Source organism: Thalassotalea sp. PS06, assembly GCF_007197775.1.
GTDB lineage: Bacteria > Pseudomonadota > Gammaproteobacteria > Enterobacterales > Alteromonadaceae > Thalassotalea_A.
This window is the reverse complement of sequence record NZ_CP041638.1, coordinates 288,624-307,453: the sequence shown is the minus strand read 5'-3', so window position 1 is coordinate 307,453 and position 18,830 is coordinate 288,624. Positions and strand designations below refer to the sequence as shown.

Below are 18,830 nucleotides of genomic sequence, written 5' to 3'. Positions count from 1 at the left end.
TAAGGATTGTGGATACCTTACCCCAAGCATTAAAGATGAGTACCCCTATAAGGGGGGTCATACATGGACTAATTTATTGCCAGGACCTAATTATTGACGTTGCAGATAACGATGTAATTGATCCTGACCTGGATCTAAATCTTCAGATTGCAGGATCTCGATAAACAAGGCGAGAATTTCAGGCTGACCTACGGTGAAAGTTTTACCGTAAATATTCTTGCGATGCATTTTTACGGTTTCGGTTCCGATCCCCATATTAGCGGCTATGGCTTTGGTAGAGTGGCCGCGCAGTAATAATTGCATCACCTGATACTCTTTATTGGTCAACACATCCTTACCAAAATTTTGTAGCAATTGTTCAACATGGTTTTGCTTTTCGTCTTGTTGCTTAGGTGTCGCGCGAATATGCTCTGCGAAAAGCTCGGCCAATACATTTACTAATTGCGACAAATAAGCACAGGTGCGAACGCCAAAAGATTCCGCGGGAGAGAATCGGGATAAATCAATATGAATACAGCTGCCATCTTCCAGAGGTAAAAGAAATCCAACCTCGTCAGATAATTTTAGATAGTTAAAATAGAGGTTATATATGGTTTCAAACTGATCCGGACCACTGTCACTCAATCTTAGAAAGCCAGAATAATTATCATCAATGTAGGCTCGGTAAAATGGGTCGAGAACATAGAGGTTAGTCAAATAATTCCATTCATTGCGCTGCACCAGATCATTAGCAGAATGTGCATTTTTACTGTGCTGAAATAAAAGACTCGGTGCTTGTTCACGGTGAAAATGGATAACCAGCAATTCATCGTAATCTAGAAAAGATTCAAATAGTTGCTGACAGGCAGGATAAAAGTTTGGTGTCGCTACGGCTTGAGTCAAAGCAACCAGGGACTGACTAAATCGATCAAGTTCCATATGAGTGATTCGTTATTATTACATCGAAAAAGCTGACTATAACATAGTCAGCTTTACTCAGTGAACTTGTCAGTTTTTCCGTTATTACACTACCGCTTGATTAGATTCTTTTGCCTTTGCCGGTTTCTGGTGAAAAAGAATCGCTTCACCCAATAAAATTACCGCCATTGCACCAGATAGTACGTCCCAGTGGACCCCCTCTCCTGGTGTATATACAAAAAGAATGTTGGTTACAGATAAGATCAAGGCACATAAATAAGCGAGACCTTTTACCATAGAAGGATTACCCGGCACAGAGTATTGCGATGCATCGAACACGGTTTCAGACTGACGAATTTTGACGAAGGCACAGCACATGACGATATAAGGCAGGATAAAAATAACCCCGCTAAACGCGAACAAGGTCCAAAATAAGTCTTCGTTATTAGTCGCCATAAATCCATACATGATCAGTAATGCAGAAGATATCACCCCCAATAAAATTGCCGCACCTGTGGGTGTTCCGCGCGAGGACAGGATGCCAAACCATTTAGGTAATTCTTTATCAATTGCCGCCTGTGCTGCAGCCCGATTTGCGCCCATACCCCAGGTAACACCATTGGAGAAGAAGGTATACAAAGCACCGATAACCAGTGCAATTACCAGACTTTCACCCCAGGCATATTGTGAAAAAATTAGTCGCAGGGTATCAATCAGTCCATCGACCAAATCAACCTGTTGAGCCGGTATGGCTACCAGAATAGCTGTGGTAGCTAAAACAAAGGCAACAACAACGACTGCCATTGAGGCGGCAATGGCTTTAGGAAGATCGCGTTTAGGATTTTTCATTTCTTCGCTACTGGCACTGATCAGTTCAAAGCCCAACATTCCGTAGATCACTGCAGGCAAATACTGAAGACTAAGACCATCATTTTCAACAGTCGGGAGCAATGTGGCTAACGACAGGTCATTTGCCCAGCCATGCTTACTGCCATAAAAGAACGATCCTACTATCAAAAACGCAAAAATTAACAGTTTTAATATTGCCCCTAGATTTGGTACCCATTTGCCAAACTCCAGGGTCACAATATTGGCAAAGACTAATACCCAAATCAGAGCAACGCCCAGGATTATCTGAGCGGTTAAAGACATTTGCGGGAAAAACAATTGCTGGAAAATACCGGAAAATAAAATAAAGATTGCCGGTATCCAAACCGCTACGTTTGCCCAGTAATACCAGCTAACCCGGGATGCCCAACGCTGCCCATAGGCTTGTTTTACCCAGGCATAGATACCGCCTTGTTGAGGATATTTCACTCCCAGCTCTGCGCATATCATTCCTAACGGAATTAAAAAGCATAAAGTAAGTGCTAACCACCAAAAGATTATCGATGGTCCGGAAGTGGCTCCTGCCGCGAGGGTGTCTAACAGAAGTACCGCTGAAACACTGAATAGAAAAATATCGCGCTTGCCCAGCGCCTTGTGATGTAAAACCCTTTCACTCATATGACTTTCCTTAAGACGCGATAAAACGACGACGTTAACACCTCTTTTTCTATGAGGTTAATTCAGCCAGTAAAGGATTTGTACCCCTGATTGGGTAGGTAGGAATTCAGGCACCATTTTTCACAATAGTGCCGATTAGATTTATGCCGTCGGATTATAGGAAGCGCTTCAACAACCGATCAAAGCTGGTTAACTGAATGCGACGAAGTAACTCCCGAACTTTTTCCGGGTAATCTTTAATGGTTTCGATTTCGGAAAAATTTGTAACCCGAGTGGTGTGTTTGAGAATATTACTCAATTCCTGCTGCCATTTACCAACTAGCTGCTTACTCTCATCAACAATGAATAAACCATTTTCAATATCAAGATTCCAGGCTCTGGGATTCATATTGCTTCCGGTTAGTAAATGATACTTGTTGTCGGCGACAATACCCTTTAAGTGATAGCTATTAGCGCCATGATACCAAAGCTGCAAATTGAGCTGGCCTTTATCAATGAATTTCTGATTACGTTTAACAAAACGACTCAACAAGACTTCATAAAGATAAGGAACAATGCCTATGGTAGAGAACTGATCTTCATCGGCAATATAAAAATCATTGGCTTTTTTGTCACCAACGACAATCGTAACCTCGACACCGCGCTTTAAAGCACGACGCAAATCCGAAGCTAAGGGTTTAGGAAAATTGAAATAAGGGGTAAATATAACCAGAGTATCCTGAGCACTTTTCACAACCTTTCTCGCCGTTTGATTGAGCACATTACCACGCTTACCAAACCCTACGATAGGCTGTATTTGCATTGGCGCCTGCTCAGTATTTGGACTGGAAACCTGATACTTGGATCTTCGCAATAAGCTTTTTAACTGGTTAATCAGAGATTTTTGCTGTTTTTTATCAAACGTTCCCGGTTCATCAAGACGAGGTGCCAGACCTGACTGAACAAAATTATTCAATAAGTAATCAACAAATGCATTGGCAAGACCGGGTTGTTTAATCTCGTGGTAACGATCGCAGCGATACTTATCACCAACATCCAGATAAACATTATTTAAACTAGCACCGCTATACAAAACAGTATCATCAATCACAAAACCTTTAAGGTGTAACACACCAAGAAACTCTTTTTGTTTTACCGGTACGCCAAAAATTTCCACGGCCCCTGGATATTTTTCATTCAGGTCGAGATATAACTGGCGATTTCCCAGAGATTGCTTCTCTCCAATCAAGCCACGTTGGGCACGGTGGAAATCAACGAAGATGCGTATCACTAATTCCGGGTTATGTTGTTTAGCTGCAATAAGTGCATCAAGAATTTCCCGACCCGCTTCATCATCCTGCAAATACAGCGCCGTAAGGTACACACGTTTTTTTGCGGATTTAATTAGTTCGAGAAGGCGCAGACGAAATGCTTCAGCGCTTAGTAGCACATCAATTTCATCATGGTGCAAAGGCAGGGCATTGCTTAAAGGTATCTGCCGGAAACGGGCTAACATTTTAAATCTATTTAGTCTTAAATATACGTAAATTTATGCCTTGATTATAAACGTAAACTTCAGGCAAACGGAAATAAAATCTGCGCTTACCTGTTGACTTTAAGCCACAAGAATCATGGCCTTGATACCATTCAAGGCCATTTTATATCAGATATTATTGAGCTGCTGAGTGGAACAGTTCGACAAATTTGTCTAAGCCTTCAGAAGCAAGTTCATCACTCATCGTAAGCGCTGGTAGGAAGCGAATGACATTGCCATAAAAACCACAAGCCAGCAAAATAAGTCCATGCTCTGCAGCTTTTGCTATCAAAGATTGGGTTAATTCTGGATTGGGAATAAACTCGTCAACGGATTTACCTAACTCTAACGCGATCATCGCCCCTTGATTACGTACATCGTGGATAAGCGCCGGATACTCGTGTTGCAACGCACGAAGACGCTCATTGAATAATTGACCAAGTTGGTTCGAACGGTCAATCAGATTTTCTTCGGCAATGATATCCAATACCTTAAGTGCCGCAGTACAAGCGACTGGTGAGCCGCCATAAGTTCCACCTAAACCACCGGGTAGAGGTGCGTCCATCACTTCACTTTTACCAATAACCGCGGCGATTGGAAAGCCACCAGCGATACCTTTTGCCATGGTAATTAGATCGGGCTCAACATCGGCATGTTCGAAGCTGAACATCTTGCCGGTTCTGCCAAATCCGGTTTGAATTTCATCAGCAATTAAAACAATACCATGCTCATCACAACGAGCCCTGAGGGCTTGCAGGAATTCTGCAGGAGCAGGGTAAAATCCTCCCTCCCCTTGTACCGGCTCAACAATGATCGCCGCCACGTCACTTGGTGCAATATCAACTTTGAACAGGGTGTCCAGGGCCTTTAAAGAATCCTTAACGGAAATGTCATGGCATTTAATTGGGAAAGGCGCGTGAAATATATCGCCCGGAAAGGGGCCAAACAAGTTTTTATATGGAGTGATTTTTCCGGTTAATGCCATCGCCAGGTTAGTGCGGCCATGAAAGCCACCGTTAAACGCGATCACGCCGCGACGCCCAGTGTAGGCTCTGGCTATTTTCACACAGTTTTCCACGGCTTCCGCTCCCGTGGTTACGAAAATCGCTTTTTTATCGGAATCGCCCGGCGCTGCTGCCGTTAACTTTTCGGCCAATTCCACAGCGCTTTCATAAGGATTTACCATGACACAGGTATGGGAAAATCTATCCAGCTGCTCTTTTACTGCGGCTACGATTTTGGGGTGAGAATGTCCGGTATTACACACCGCGATACCCGTGGCAAAATCTATGTAACGATTACCATCAACATCCCATAACTCGGCATTCTTGCCTCGCTCAATATAAACCGGATAAAGATTGCCCTGACCCCTGGCAATAACCCGTGTTTTTCTCGCTTGTAATTGTTCGTTATTCATAATTTTTCCTAACATGTCTCTTCGACTGGCGATTTACAGACCGCCCATACATAAATATTTAATTTCCAGATAATCGTCTAAACCGTAACGGGAGCCTTCACGACCATTACCAGATTGTTTAACCCCGCCAAATGGTGCTGCGGCGTTGGAAACGATGCCTTCGTTAATGCCAATCATGCCGTATTCCAGGCCTTCGGAAACTCGCCACACCCGGCCAATATCCCGGGCATAAAAATAGGCTGCAAGGCCAAATTCGGTATCGTTTGCCATAGCAATTACTTGCTGTTCATCATCGAACGCGATGATCGGTGACACCGGGCCAAAAATTTCGTTGCGAGCTATCGGCATATCATTGGTGACATCCGTTAACACCATGGGATTTAAAAACTGCTCCGGGTGGTCAGAGGGGGTATTGCCAGTGAGTAATGATGCGCCCTGTTCCAGGGATTGAACGACTAGCTGTTTCACATCGGATGCGGCTTTTTCAGAAATTAATGGCCCAATATCGGTATCACTATCCATGCCATTGCCTACTTTGAGGTTTGCCACCGCTTTCGTAAACTTTTCAGTAAACTCTTTCAACACGCCCTTTTGCACGAAAATACGGTTTGTACAGACACAGGTTTGACCGGCATTACGGTACTTAGAAACTAAAGCCCCCTGAACCGCTGCATCGATATCAGCATCATCAAATACGATGAATGGCGCATTACCACCAAGTTCCATCGATACCTTTTTAACCGTGGTTGCACATTGGGCAATCAATCGTTTACCGACACCTGTTGAGCCGGTAAAGGTGAACTTGGCGATATCGGGATGCTGAGTAAGCACTTCTCCGATCCCTTGGGCATCGGAGCCGACAACTACATTAAATACACCTGCTGGGATCCCAGCTCTTTCAGCCAGCTCTGCCATTGCTAATGCTGATAATGGTGTTTGTGTCGCCGGACGAACCACAAAGGTACAGCCTGCAGCCAGAGCCGCGGCGGCTTTACGGGCGATCATCGCATTTGGAAAATTCCAGGGAGTGATGGCACTCACAACCCCTACAGGTTGTTTAATCACAATGATCTTCTTGTCTTTCGATGGCGCTGGAATGGTATCGCCGTAGATACGTTTACCTTCTTCCGCAAACCATTCGATAAAGGCTGCCCCATAAGCAATCTCCCCCTTGGCTTCGACTAGCGGTTTACCTTGCTCTAGGGTCAGGATTTGCCCTAAATCCATTTGATTTGCCATCATAAGCTCAAACCATTTTCGTAAAATGGCTGCTCTTTCATTTGCAGATTTCGTTGACCACTCAGGTAATGCGGCTTTCGCAGCGGCTACTGCCAATTCCGTTTCAGCAGGGGTGATGTCACTTACACGGGCGATCTCTTCGCCCGTTGCAGGGTTTGTTACGGCAATATCTTTTTCGCTGGAATGCCAGCTGCCATTGATATAAGAGAAGGTTCTTAATAGTTCGCTATCTTCCAAAGCAATCATATTCGATACTCATTTAATTTACTGTACGTCTATTAAAGTGCAAAAATATAAGCTTATAAATACAAACTTTTCAATGTATAGTTTGATTATTATCAAACTAAATATCTACGAATCATGCAGATATCTCAGAATAACCTCAGGCAACTAAGCGACTATGACCTCAGGCTGTTAAAGGTGTTCCAGGCCGTAGTTGAATATGGTGGGTTTTCTGCTGCTGAACCACACCTTGGTATCACCAAGAGCACGATAAGTATTCATATCGGTAATCTTGAACAACGGATGGGGTTTAAACTTTGCCTACGTGGTCGTAGCGGTTTCGTGCTTACCCATGAAGGACAAAGTGTGTACCGGGCGTCTTTAAGCCTGTTTGAATCGGTCCAGGATTTTTCGATGCTGGTAAATAGTCTTGGTTCGGAATTGAGCGGTGAAATTGTTATCTGGTGTTCTGAGCAACTTGATAGAGAAAAACAATTAAAGTTTGTTGAAGTGGTGAAAGATATTCACTGCAAGCATCCAGCTTTACAAATCGAACTGGATACCATGTCAATCGACCAAATTGAAAAAGGTATCCTGCAAGGTAAGGTACATACAGGGATCTTTCCTGCTTACCACAAAATTGATGGTTTATATTACCAACCATTGCACCGTGAACAGGTGTTTTTATGTTGCTCTGAAGGGCACCCTTTTTTTAATAAGACTGACACTCAAATTGCTGACAGAGATTTTGCCAATGCAGAAACCATTCATCCAGGAATCGACATAACTGGCGAAGGTAAAACGCAATTAGAAAGGTTTAACCTTACTGCCAAATCCTATCAGTTCTTTATGCGCAAAATTTTGATTAAGTCTGGAGAATACCTGGGCTTTATGCCACAAGGTCATATCCAAAAAGAATTAAACGATGGTACCATGCGCCTGATCCGCCCAAACTCCATCAACTACCATTTCACCCTATCCTTGGTTTATAACAAGCACCCACGGGAAAGTAAGAAGCAAGAGATCGCGCTGGAAGCGATAGCGAAAGCATTTAAGTAACAAGGCGTTGCCTTGTTACTGATGAATAAGAGGGAGTCAACATATAGATATGTTGAAGGTGGAGTCGAATCAGAAAACGATTCGAAGGTGGAGTTGACGAAATCGTCAAAGGTGGAGTCAAAATCTAAAGGATTTTGAAGTGTAAGCTACATAAACACGACTGACATAGTGCTTACTCCAACATCGCCAGACTCCACCCAAGATACGACGCAGTGGAGTATTTTGTTACTGTTGAATAAGAGTGAGTCAAAATCTAAAGCATTTTGAAGAATAAGCTACCTAAACGCGACTGAAATAGTGTTTACTCCACCCTCGTAAGACTCCACCCAAAATACGACACAGTGGAGTATTTTATCCACCTTCGTAAGATTCCCTCAAACGCAAAAAGCCCGCTCAACTGAGCGGGCTTTTCTGAATTGGAAGCCTAGCGATGACCTACTCTCACATGGGAACTCCCACACTACCATCGGCGCTATTGCGTTTCACTTCTGAGTTCGGCATGGGATCAGGTGGTTCCACAACGCTATTGTCGCTAGACAAAAATCGTACGCTAGAAGATTTTTGCCCCGTTGGCGAACGGGGCCTCCTGATGCGTTCTGAGTGTTGTTTACTCCGCTATCAAGACGCTTCTAACTTTAATTCGAAAAGCTGTATTAATTTCAATTCTTACTCTATCTATTTGACTGCGTAGCATGTCAAACAACACAATTTTCTTTGGTGTTGTATGGTTAAGCCTCACGGGCAATTAGTATCAGTTAGCTCAATGCCTCGCAGCACTTACACACCTGACCTATCAACGTTGTAGTCTCCAACGACCCTTTAGGGGACTTAAAGTCCCAGTGAGAACTCATCTCAAAGCCTGCTTCCCGCTTAGATGCTTTCAGCGGTTATCAGTTCCGAACATAGCTACCCGGCAATGCCACTGGCGTGACAACCGGAACACCAGAGGTTCGTCCACTCCGGTCCTCTCGTACTAGGAGCAGCCCTCTTCAATTCTCAAACGCCCACGGCAGATAGGGACCGAACTGTCTCACGACGTTCTAAACCCAGCTCGCGTACCACTTTAAATGGCGAACAGCCATACCCTTGGGACCGACTTCAGCCCCAGGATGTGATGAGCCGACATCGAGGTGCCAAACACCGCCGTCGATATGAACTCTTGGGCGGTATCAGCCTGTTATCCCCGGAGTACCTTTTATCCGTTGAGCGATGGCCCTTCCATACAGAACCACCGGATCACTATGACCTACTTTCGTACCTGCTCGACGTGTCTGTCTCGCAGTTAAGCTGGCTTATGCCATTGCACTAACCGTATGATGTCCGACCATACTTAGCCAACCTTCGTGCTCCTCCGTTACGCTTTGGGAGGAGACCGCCCCAGTCAAACTACCCACCAGACAGTGTCCCCAAGCCCGATTAGGGCCCCAGGTTAGAACATCACGCATACAAGGGTGGTATTTCAAGATTGGCTCCACTCTATCTGGCGACAAAGTTTCAAAGCCTCCCACCTATCCTACACATGTAGGAGCAATGTTCACTGTCAAGCTATAGTAAAGGTTCACGGGGTCTTTCCGTCTAGCCGCGGGTATACGGCATCTTAACCGCAAATTCAATTTCACTGAGTCTCGGGTGGAGACAGTGTGGCCATGATTACGCCATTCGTGCAGGTCGGAACTTACCCGACAAGGAATTTCGCTACCTTAGGACCGTTATAGTTACGGCCGCCGTTTACCGGGGCTTCGATCATGAGCTTCGCTTGCGCTAACCCAATCAATTAACCTTCCGGCACCGGGCAGGCGTCACACCGTATACGTCATCTTTCGATTTTGCACAGTGCTGTGTTTTTAATAAACAGTTCCAGCCACCTGGTTACTTCGACCGACCGAGGCTTAGAGAGCAAGTCTCATCACCCTAGCCGGCGTACCTTCTCCCGAAGTTACGGTACTATTTTGCCTAGTTCCTTCACCCGAGTTCTCTCAAGCGCCTTAGTATTCTCTACCTAACCACCTGTGTCGGTTTGGGGTACGGTTCCTTATAATCTGATGCTTAGAAGCTTTTCCTGGAAGTAGGGCATCAACAACTTCAGCTCCGTAGAGCCTCGTCTCGTATCTCAGCCTTAAGAAGAACCGGATTTACCTAATTCTTCAGCCTACATACTTTCACATGGACAACCAACGCCATGCTTGCCTAGCCTGCTCCGTCCCTCCTTCGCAATTATAAGAAGTACAGAAATATTAATCTGTTTCCCATCGACTACGCGTTTCCGCCTCGCCTTAGGGGCCGACTTACCCTGCCCTGATTAACATGGGACAGGAAACCTTGGTCTTTCGGCGTGGGGGTTTTTCACCCCCATTATCGTTACTCATGTCAGCATTCGCACTTCTGATACCTCCAGCAAACTTCTCAGTTCACCTTCAACGGCTTACAGAACGCTCCCCTACCACTTAACCAAAAGGTTAAATCCGCAGCTTCGGTGCATAGTTTAGCCCCGTTACATCTTCCGCGCAGACCGACTCGACTAGTGAGCTATTACGCTTTCTTTAAAGGGTGGCTGCTTCTAAGCCAACCTCCTAGCTGTCTATGCCTTTCCACATCGTTTCCCACTTAACTATGACTTTGGGACCTTAGCTGGCGGTCTGGGTTGTTTCCCTTTCCACTATGGACGTTAGCACCCATAGTGTGTCTCCCGGATAGCACTCATTGGTATTCGGAGTTTGCAAAGGGTTGGTAAGTCGGGATGACCCCCTAGCCTTAACAGTGCTCTACCCCCAATGGTGTTCGTCCGAGGCTCTACCTAAATAGATTTCGGGGAGAACCAGCTATCTCCCGGCTTGATTAGCCTTTCACTCCGACCCACAAGTCATCACCGCATTTTTCAACATACGTGTGTTCGGTCCTCCAGTTGATGTTACTCAACCTTCAACCTGCCCATGGGTAGATCGCCGGGTTTCGGGTCTATGCCCTGCAACTAAACGCGCAGTTAACACTCGCTTTCGCTACGGCTCCCCTATTCGGTTAACCTAGCTACAGAACATAAGTCGCTGACCCATTATACAAAAGGTACGCAGTCACCCACGAAGGGCTTCCACTGCTTGTACGTATGCGGTTTCAGGTTCTATTTCACTCCCCTCACAGGGGTTCTTTTCGCCTTTCCCTCACGGTACTGGTTCACTATCGGTCAGTTAGGAGTATTTAGCCTTGGAGGATGGTCCCCCCATATTCAGTCAAGATTTCTCGTGTCCCGACCTACTCGATTTCACGGTAAGTTCATTTTCGTGTACGGGGCTATCACCCTGTATCGCTGAGCTTTCCAGCTCATTCCACTAACTTACAAACCGCTTAAGGGCTAATTCCCGTTCGCTCGCCGCTACTAAGGAAATCTCGGTTGATTTCTTTTCCTCGGGGTACTTAGATGTTTCAGTTCTCCCGGTTCGCCTCGTTAAGCTATGAATTCACTTAACGATACCCGCCTGATGACGGGTGGGTTTCCCCATTCGGACATCTGAGCCTATAACGCCTTTTATCGGCTTAACTCAGCTTTTCGCAGATTAACACGTCCTTCATCGCCTCTAACTGCCAAGGCATCCACCACATACGCTTAGTCACTTAACCATACAACCCAAAGAAAACTTTGTTTTGTATGTCTGACATTTTCACGCAATCTAATAGATTACTTGAGTAAGAATTAATAATCATAAAGATTATTAGCCGGATAACTTACGTTATCCGATTTGGTATTTATATTTGACCAACACCTCGCGCGACACGAGTTGTTGAATATAAACACCGGGTTTAATATCAGCTTTCCAAATTGTTAAAGAACAGGTTTCTAAAGATAGAAACTAAAGATAAAAACTCGCCAATTAAGCTTAGCTCTTATCTTTAATTTCTTGATGACAATGTAATTTCGGTTTTATCAAGGCGTTTTGGCGCGACGTTTATTTTTCAATAAACGAGTGGCAAAACAACGCAGAGAAAATCGAAATTGGTAGGTCTGAGTAGACTTGAACTACCGACCTCACCCTTATCAGGGGTGCGCTCTAACCAGCTGAGCTACAGACCTACAGTATTTTCAAACCTGTCAGTCGTGAAATGGTGGAGCTAAGCAGGATCGAACTGCTGACCTCCTGCGTGCAAGGCAGGCGCTCTCCCAGCTGAGCTATAGCCCCATAATTCTGACGTACAGGGTCATCGTCTTTATTCGTTATCAAAGCAATTTGTGTGAACACTCAAGAAAGTTGTTTTACTTAAGGTAAGGAGGTGATCCAACCCCAGGTTCCCCTAGGGTTACCTTGTTACGACTTCACCCCAGTCATGAATCACAAAGTGGTAACCGTCCCCCCGAAGGTTAAACTAGCTACTTCTTTTGCAACCCACTCCCATGGTGTGACGGGCGGTGTGTACAAGGCCCGGGAACGTATTCACCGTGGCATTCTGATCCACGATTACTAGCGATTCCGACTTCATGGAGTCGAGTTGCAGACTCCAATCCGGACTACGACAGACTTTGTGGGATTCGCTCCACCTCGCGGTCTTGCTGCCCTCTGTATCTGCCATTGTAGCACGTGTGTAGCCCATCCCGTAAGGGCCATGATGACTTGACGTCGTCCCCACCTTCCTCCGGTTTATCACCGGCAGTCTCCTTAAAGTTCCCGCCATGACGCGCTGGCAAATAAGGATAGGGGTTGCGCTCGTTGCGGGACTTAACCCAACATTTCACAACACGAGCTGACGACAGCCATGCAGCACCTGTCTCAGAGTTCCCGAAGGCACCAATCTATCTCTAGAAAGTTCTCTGGATGTCAAGGGATGGTAAGGTTCTTCGCGTTGCATCGAATTAAACCACATGCTCCACCGCTTGTGCGGGCCCCCGTCAATTCATTTGAGTTTTAACCTTGCGGCCGTACTCCCCAGGCGGTCAACTTAGTGCGTTAGCTGCGCTACCCACGGATCAAGTCCACAGACAGCTAGTTGACATCGTTTACGGCGTGGACTACCAGGGTATCTAATCCTGTTTGCTCCCCACGCTTTCGTGCCTCAGCGTCAGTTTTTGTCCAGGTGGCCGCCTTCGCCACTGATGTTCCTTCCAATCTCTACGCATTTCACCGCTACACTGGAAATTCCACCACCCTCTACAAAACTCTAGTCATACAGTTCGAAATGCAGTTCCCAGGTTAAGCCCGGGGCTTTCACATCTCGCTTATACAACCGCCTACGCACGCTTTACGCCCAGTAATTCCGATTAACGCTCGCACCCTCCGTATTACCGCGGCTGCTGGCACGGAGTTAGCCGGTGCTTCTTCTGCGAGTAACGTCACAGCTAGCAGTTATTAGCTACTAACCTTTCCTCCTCGCTGAAAGTGCTTTACAACCCGAAGGCCTTCTTCACACACGCGGCATGGCTGCATCAGGGTTTCCCCCATTGTGCAATATTCCCCACTGCTGCCTCCCGTAGGAGTCTGGGCCGTGTCTCAGTCCCAGTGTGGCTGATCATCCTCTCAAACCAGCTAGAGATCGTCGCCTTGGTAGGCCATTACCCCACCAACTAGCTAATCTCACTTGGGCTAATCAAAAGGCGAAAGGTCCGAAGATCCCCTCCTTTGGTCCGTAGACATTATGCGGTATTAGCAGTCGTTTCCAACTGTTGTCCCCCACCTTAAGGCATATTCCCAAGCATTACTCACCCGTCCGCCGCTCGACGCCAGAAGAACAAGTTCTTCTTCGTTTCCGCTCGACTTGCATGTGTTAAGCCTGCCGCCAGCGTTCAATCTGAGCCATGATCAAACTCTTCAATTAAAAAGTTGTTGTCCTTGCGGACCATGCTCAATGAATCACTTGTTACCAATAAAGGTAACTGACATATAAACGTATATTAAATAAATTAATAAAGACTCATGTGTCACAAATCATTAAGACTTTTATATTGCTCTTTCGAGCTATATGGTAAAACTGTCTTAACTTGAGTGCCCACACAAATTGCTTGATAACTAATTGTTAAAGATGCGCTTTTAAAAAAGCCGAGAATTAATCGCATTCGTTAATCTCGTTGTTTCGCTGCAGGCCTTGCCCGAAGCAGGATGCGCATTCTACGCCATCCAGTTTTGATGTCAACCGATTTTTGATAATTATTTCGAAAAAGTTGTTTTCGAATATTTCTCAGTTTCGGTCGTGATAACCGGGTTAAACCCTTGAGGTTATCGTATCAAAACACTTCGTTGGGATGTCCCGTGGAAGTGGATGCGCATTTTAGGGATTTTCCCGTTGCCGTCAATACCTATTCAAAGAAAAGATGCAAAAAAACGATCGTTCGGTTAAAAATAAAGCGATCCGTTCGCTAAACACTCAAAAATACACTTTTTGATAGCCCTACTCATTGAGAACAGATCCACTTATTTCACTAGAGACAGCTATAAAAGATCTTAATAGTCCTACATTAATTAAGGTTTTTTCATCGAGGTAGTTGCCATTTGTAAAGGTATTGTTAACATAGGATTGGATTAGAACATTAAAAATACAATAATAATCAGGTAATAATCATGAAATCTCCATTAGTCCTCACATCCGCCCTTATTGCTACAGGGTGCGCTTTAGTTGGTTACTTCGTTGGCGGCGCATTAGAAAATGCCGACGCTATTTCCTTAACTATCGGTTTATTCATTGGTGCGCTTGTTTCACCACTTATCGTAAAGCTCTTGTCAGGTGAACAACAAACAGCAGCTGCAATAAAAACGCTTTATGTTGGTAATTTACCTTATCGAGCAAATGAAGCTGCGGTCAGAAGTTTGTTTTCATCATATGGTGAAGTGCATTCGGTTCGCTTGATGAAAGACAAACAAACAGGCAAACGCCGCGGTTTCGGGTTTGTAGAAATATCAGCAGCTGATGCCGACGGTGCGATTGAGTCGTTAAACGACACTGAATTTCAACAACGAACCCTGAAAGTTCGTGAAGCAAAAGAAAGACCAGAACCAGGTCAAGGCAACGATTAATCTAATTCGATACAAACAAAAAAGGGCTCCATTGATATAGGAGCCCTTTTTTTATAGATTCAGAGAAATGGGTTATTTACTTTCGCGAGCGATAGCGCGATAAGCAATATCGGTACGGTAACTCATACCTTCCCAACTGATCTCTTCCAGTAATTTATACGCCGATTGTTGCGCTTCAGTAACGGAATTACCTAAAGCCGTCGCACAAAGAACACGGCCACCTGCAGTTACTACATTACCATCCTTCATCGCAGTACCTGCATGGAAGGTTTTTCTATCAGCAGATGTATTTGTATCAAGGCCGGAGATGACATCGCCTTTCGGATAGCTAGCCGGATAACCTTTGGCAGCAAGTACGACCCCAACAGCTGCACGAGAATCAAAATCAGCAGTGGCCTTATCTAACTCACCACGGCAAGCTTTAAGACATAACTGCACTAAATCTGACTGTAAACGCATCATAATCGGTTGTGTTTCTGGATCGCCAAAGCGACAGTTGTACTCAATCACTTTCGGTGTACCGTCAGCAGTGATCATAAGACCGGCGTATAAGAAGCCTTTATAAGGAGCGTCCTCTTTAGCCATGCCTGCAACCGTAGGAACAATCACTTCCTGCATAATGCGATCATGAATTTCAGCAGTTACCACAGGCGCAGGAGAATAAGCACCCATGCCCCCCGTATTTGGACCCTGATCGCCGTTTAATGCGCGCTTGTGATCCTGACTGGTTGCCATGGGTAAAATGTTCTTACCATCTACCATAACGATAAAGCTGGCTTCTTCACCTTCAAGGAATTCTTCGATAACAACACGGTGACCGGCATCGCCAAAAGCGTTGCCCGCAAGCATGTCTTTTATTGAATCTTCTGCTTCCCGCAGAGTCATCGCAACGATTACACCTTTACCTGCAGCAAGACCATCGGCCTTTACAACAATTGGTGCACCCATTTTGCGAACATACTCGATTGCCGGATCGATTTCGGTAAAGTTTGCATAATCTGCGGTTGGGATTTGGTGACGAGCTAAAAAGTCTTTAGTGAAGGCTTTCGAGCCTTCTAGCTGCGCTGCTTTTGCTGAAGGACCAAAGATCGTCAGGCCAGCTTCTTCAAAGGCATCAACCACACCATCTACAAGCGGTTGCTCTGGACCAACAATGGTCAGCTCAACGTTTTGCTGTTTGGCAAAATCTACTAAAGCAGGAATGTCGCCAACAGAAATAGCGACATTCTCTAACTTAGCTTCGGTAGCAGTACCAGCATTACCAGGTGCAACAAATACTTTTTCTACCCCTGCTGATTGCGACGCTTTCCATGCTAAAGCATGCTCACGACCACCACTACCTATCACTAAAATTTTCATTACTACTTATTCCTACATATAAGCCAGTTTATTTAGCTGGCTTCACAAATTTCAAAGTCATGCGATCACTTTCACCGATAGCAAGATACTTATCACGGTCCTGATCGCCTAAACGCAATACTGGCGGTAATGTCCAAACACCTTTTGGATGATCCGCTGTATCTTTCGGGTTAGCATTAATTTCACTGGTTTCTGCCAGTTCAAATCCTGCAGCTTCGGCCTGTTCGATTGCTAATGCTTGAGAGTAATAACCATCGGCATGGTCCATATCTTCAGGTAATCTGTGCTCAACAACACCTAAAACGCCACCCGGTTTTAAGGCTGTGTATGCATCTTTGAAAACCTGCTCAACACCCATCTTGCCCCAGTTATGAAGGTTACGGAATGTTAGTACCATATCAGCACTGCCCGCTGGAGCTAGTTCGCTTTCTTGCTTCGGCATAAAGTCAGTTAATTTCACTTCACTAAAAACGGGATCTGACGCAAGTTTTTTCTCAAGGCCTTTGCGAGAACGGCTGTAGTAGTCTTCTTTGCCAGTATCTGGATAGTGGGCACCATACAGAACACCGCTACCTTTAAGAGCTGGTGCCAAAACTTCAGTATACCAACCGCCACCTGGAGCGATTTCAACCACCGTCATATCGTCTTTGAAACCAAAAAACTCAAGCGTTTCTTTTGGATGACGATATTGATCGCGGGCTTTATTCTTTTCTGAACGATGCTCACCAGCGATGGCGTCATCTAATTTATCAAAGGCGAATGCCGAGCCAGAGGTTGCGCCAAGTAAGGCGACAGATAGTAGAGATGCTGTTACTACGGATTTGATTGTTGTCATTTTTTCTTCCACTTTCAATTAGTTCGAGATAACTACAATTGCCTAGTATATAGCACAAAGCTTGTGGAAAGGTAGTGTGATTGCATATCGCAACCACACTAACCTAAATGTTATTAATGACGAAAGTGACGCATCCCAGTGAAGACCATCGCCATACCATGTTCATCAGCCGCAGCGATAACTTCTTCATCACGCATTGAACCGCCAGGCTGGATAACTGCAGTAATACCAGCACCGGCAGCGGCATCGATGCCATCGCGGAATGGGAAGAAGGCGTCGGAGGCCATTACTGAACCCGGCACTTCTAAACCTTCGTCAGCCGCCTTGATACCAGCAATTTTCGCTGAGTAAACGCGGCTCATCTGGCCCGCACCTACACCTACTGTCATTTGATTTTTAACGTAAACGATGGCGTTAGATTTAACAAACTTCGCTACTTTCCAGCTGAATAATAAGTCTTTTAACTCTTCTTCAGATGGTTGACGCTTACTTACTACTTTCAGATCTTCCAAAGTAACCATACCCTGGTCACGATCCTGAACTAACAAACCGCCGTTAACACGCTTAAGCTCAAAACCGTCGGTTTGCGTGTCCCATTGGCCACACTCAAGTAAACGAACATTTGGTTTCGCAGAAACAATTTGTGCAGCGCCACTAGATACTGAAGGAGCGATGATAACTTCAACGAACTGACGAGATACAATGGCTTCAGCGGTATCAGCGTCTAGTTCACGGTTAAACGCAATGATGCCACCGAACGCTGACGTTGGGTCGGTTTTGAATGCGGCGTCATAAGCCGTTTGAATGTTGTCACCAATAGCCACACCACAAGGGTTAGCATGCTTAACGATCACACAGGCAGGTTCAGCGAATTCTTTTACACATTCCAGTGCTGCATCAGTATCAGCAATGTTGTTGTAAGAAAGTGCTTTACCCTGAAGTTGGGTAGCGGTTGAAACTGAAGCTTCCTGTGGCTCAGCTTCTACATAGAAGGCAGCTTCCTGGTGAGAGTTCTCACCGTAACGAAGATCCTGCTTCTTAATAAACTGGCTGTTGAAAGTGCGAGGGAACTTAGTCGCTTCGGCATCTTCAACGTCATGAGCTGGCAGCATCTTACCGAAGTAATTAGCAATCATGCCGTCATAGCTAGCGGTGTGCTCATATGCGGCAATCGCTAAATCGAAACGGGTTTGGTAAGTCAAAGAACCGTTGTTTGCGTTCATTTCAGCCAATACACGATCGTAATCTTTAGCATTAACAACGATGGATACATCTTTGTGGTTCTTAGCTGCAGCACGAACCATAGTCGGACCACCGATATCGATGTTTTCAATCGCATCTTCTAAACTGCAATCTTGGTTAGCAACCGTTTTTGCGAACGGGTAAAGATTAACCACAACCATGTCGATGGCCTGGATGTTATTTTCGCTCATTACTGCTTCATCAAGATCGCGACGAGCAAGGATGCCACCATGAACTTTCGGGTGCAGAGTCTTAACACGACCGTCCATGATTTCCGGGTGGCCAGTGTAGTCAGACACTTCAGTTACCTGAATGCCATTGTCGGCCAAAAGCTTGGCAGTACCACCAGTAGATAAAATATCTACACCTTGTTGCGCTAAACTGCGCGCGAACTCAACGATGCCAGTTTTATCAGAAACGCTTAACAGAGCGCGTCTTATTGGGCGAGGAGTATCCATAATAATCTTGTTTACCTTTTACGTGATTACAGGTTGATTAAATCTAAGTTAAGTTTACTTCATTGCCAGCAAATAGGTTGCTGTGCAAAAGTTA

The 18,830-nt window shown here is 45.3% G+C and carries 10 protein-coding genes, 2 tRNA genes and 3 rRNA genes; 2 read left to right on the top strand and 13 right to left on the bottom strand.

Annotated elements, in window-relative coordinates; all coding sequences use genetic code 11:
- Positions 1-90: 90 nt before the first annotated feature.
- The 5 genes from FNC98_RS01360 to FNC98_RS01340 form a co-directional block, all read right to left on the bottom strand.
- The gene (locus FNC98_RS01360; protein ID WP_143579575.1) at positions 91-918 is read right to left on the bottom strand and encodes a helix-turn-helix transcriptional regulator; all 828 of its coding nucleotides are present in this window, start codon (positions 916-918) and stop codon (positions 91-93) included.
- Between the two features lie 84 nt (positions 919-1,002).
- Positions 1,003-2,403 (bottom strand): APC family permease, encoded by a 1,401-nt coding sequence (locus FNC98_RS01355; RefSeq protein WP_143579574.1) that lies wholly within the window; start codon positions 2,401-2,403, stop codon positions 1,003-1,005.
- Positions 2,404-2,557: 154 nt separating this feature from the next.
- Positions 2,558-3,898, bottom strand: a complete 1,341-nt coding sequence (pssA, locus tag FNC98_RS01350; RefSeq protein ID WP_143579573.1) for a CDP-diacylglycerol--serine O-phosphatidyltransferase — start codon at positions 3,896-3,898, stop codon at positions 2,558-2,560.
- A 154-nt stretch (positions 3,899-4,052) separates the two neighbouring features.
- On the bottom strand, positions 4,053-5,333 hold the full coding sequence (gene gabT / locus FNC98_RS01345; protein WP_143579572.1) for a 4-aminobutyrate--2-oxoglutarate transaminase: 1,281 nt from the start codon (positions 5,331-5,333) through the stop codon (positions 4,053-4,055).
- A 33-nt stretch (positions 5,334-5,366) separates the two neighbouring features.
- Complete coding sequence (locus tag FNC98_RS01340; RefSeq protein WP_143579571.1) at positions 5,367-6,818, bottom strand: NAD-dependent succinate-semialdehyde dehydrogenase; 1,452 nt, start codon at positions 6,816-6,818, stop codon at positions 5,367-5,369.
- Between the two features lie 114 nt (positions 6,819-6,932).
- On the opposite strand from FNC98_RS01340, the gene FNC98_RS01335 reads away from it, so the two are divergent.
- Entirely contained in the window at positions 6,933-7,853 is a 921-nt protein-coding gene (locus tag FNC98_RS01335) for a LysR family transcriptional regulator (RefSeq protein WP_313904111.1), read from the top strand.
- A 422-nt stretch (positions 7,854-8,275) separates the two neighbouring features.
- Here FNC98_RS01335 and rrf read toward each other — a convergent pair.
- From rrf to FNC98_RS01310, 5 genes are all read right to left on the bottom strand, one after another.
- A 5S ribosomal RNA gene (gene rrf, locus FNC98_RS01330) occupies positions 8,276-8,390 on the bottom strand.
- A 187-nt stretch (positions 8,391-8,577) separates the two neighbouring features.
- A 23S ribosomal RNA gene (locus FNC98_RS01325) occupies positions 8,578-11,465 on the bottom strand.
- 374 nt (positions 11,466-11,839) lie between these two features.
- A tRNA-Ile gene (locus tag FNC98_RS01320) sits at positions 11,840-11,916 on the bottom strand.
- Between the two features lie 30 nt (positions 11,917-11,946).
- Positions 11,947-12,022, bottom strand: a tRNA-Ala gene (locus tag FNC98_RS01315).
- Between the two features lie 84 nt (positions 12,023-12,106).
- Positions 12,107-13,649, bottom strand: a 16S ribosomal RNA gene (locus FNC98_RS01310).
- Together the 16S, 23S and 5S rRNA genes with 2 tRNA genes alongside form the textbook arrangement of a ribosomal RNA operon.
- A 740-nt stretch (positions 13,650-14,389) precedes the next feature.
- On the opposite strand from FNC98_RS01310, the gene FNC98_RS01305 reads away from it, so the two are divergent.
- On the top strand, positions 14,390-14,842 hold the full coding sequence (locus tag FNC98_RS01305; protein WP_143579570.1) for an RNA recognition motif domain-containing protein: 453 nt from the start codon (positions 14,390-14,392) through the stop codon (positions 14,840-14,842).
- Between the two features lie 72 nt (positions 14,843-14,914).
- On the opposite strand, the gene purD is transcribed toward FNC98_RS01305, so the two are convergent.
- The 3 genes from purD to purH form a co-directional block, all read right to left on the bottom strand.
- Complete coding sequence (purD, locus tag FNC98_RS01300) at positions 14,915-16,201, bottom strand: phosphoribosylamine--glycine ligase (RefSeq protein ID WP_143579569.1); 1,287 nt, start codon at positions 16,199-16,201, stop codon at positions 14,915-14,917.
- Between the two features lie 28 nt (positions 16,202-16,229).
- Positions 16,230-17,036 carry a class I SAM-dependent methyltransferase gene (locus FNC98_RS01295; protein WP_143579568.1) on the bottom strand — a complete coding sequence of 269 codons (807 nt, stop codon included), beginning with the start codon at positions 17,034-17,036 and terminating at the stop codon, positions 16,230-16,232.
- A 113-nt stretch (positions 17,037-17,149) separates the two neighbouring features.
- Positions 17,150-18,736, bottom strand: a complete 1,587-nt coding sequence (purH, locus tag FNC98_RS01290; RefSeq protein WP_143579567.1) for a bifunctional phosphoribosylaminoimidazolecarboxamide formyltransferase/IMP cyclohydrolase — start codon at positions 18,734-18,736, stop codon at positions 17,150-17,152.
- Positions 18,737-18,830 lie beyond the last annotated feature (94 nt).

Bases quoted from the DNA above. Each gene is read 5' to 3' on its own strand.
- pssA (WP_143579573.1), bottom strand. From the start codon at position 3,898: ATGTTAGCCCGTTTCCGGCAGATACCTTTAAGCAATGCCCTGCCTTTG.
- FNC98_RS01355 (WP_143579574.1), bottom strand. From the start codon at position 2,403: ATGAGTGAAAGGGTTTTACATCACAAGGCGCTGGGCAAGCGCGATATT.
- FNC98_RS01335 (WP_313904111.1), top strand. From the start codon at position 6,933: ATGCAGATATCTCAGAATAACCTCAGGCAACTAAGCGACTATGACCTC.
- FNC98_RS01340 (WP_143579571.1), bottom strand. From the start codon at position 6,818: ATGATTGCTTTGGAAGATAGCGAACTATTAAGAACCTTCTCTTATATC.
- purH (WP_143579567.1), bottom strand. From the start codon at position 18,736: ATGGATACTCCTCGCCCAATAAGACGCGCTCTGTTAAGCGTTTCTGAT.
- FNC98_RS01305 (WP_143579570.1), top strand. From the start codon at position 14,390: ATGAAATCTCCATTAGTCCTCACATCCGCCCTTATTGCTACAGGGTGC.
- gabT (WP_143579572.1), bottom strand. From the start codon at position 5,333: ATGAATAACGAACAATTACAAGCGAGAAAAACACGGGTTATTGCCAGG.
- FNC98_RS01295 (WP_143579568.1), bottom strand. From the start codon at position 17,036: ATGACAACAATCAAATCCGTAGTAACAGCATCTCTACTATCTGTCGCC.
- purD (WP_143579569.1), bottom strand. From the start codon at position 16,201: ATGAAAATTTTAGTGATAGGTAGTGGTGGTCGTGAGCATGCTTTAGCA.
- FNC98_RS01360 (WP_143579575.1), bottom strand. From the start codon at position 918: ATGGAACTTGATCGATTTAGTCAGTCCCTGGTTGCTTTGACTCAAGCC.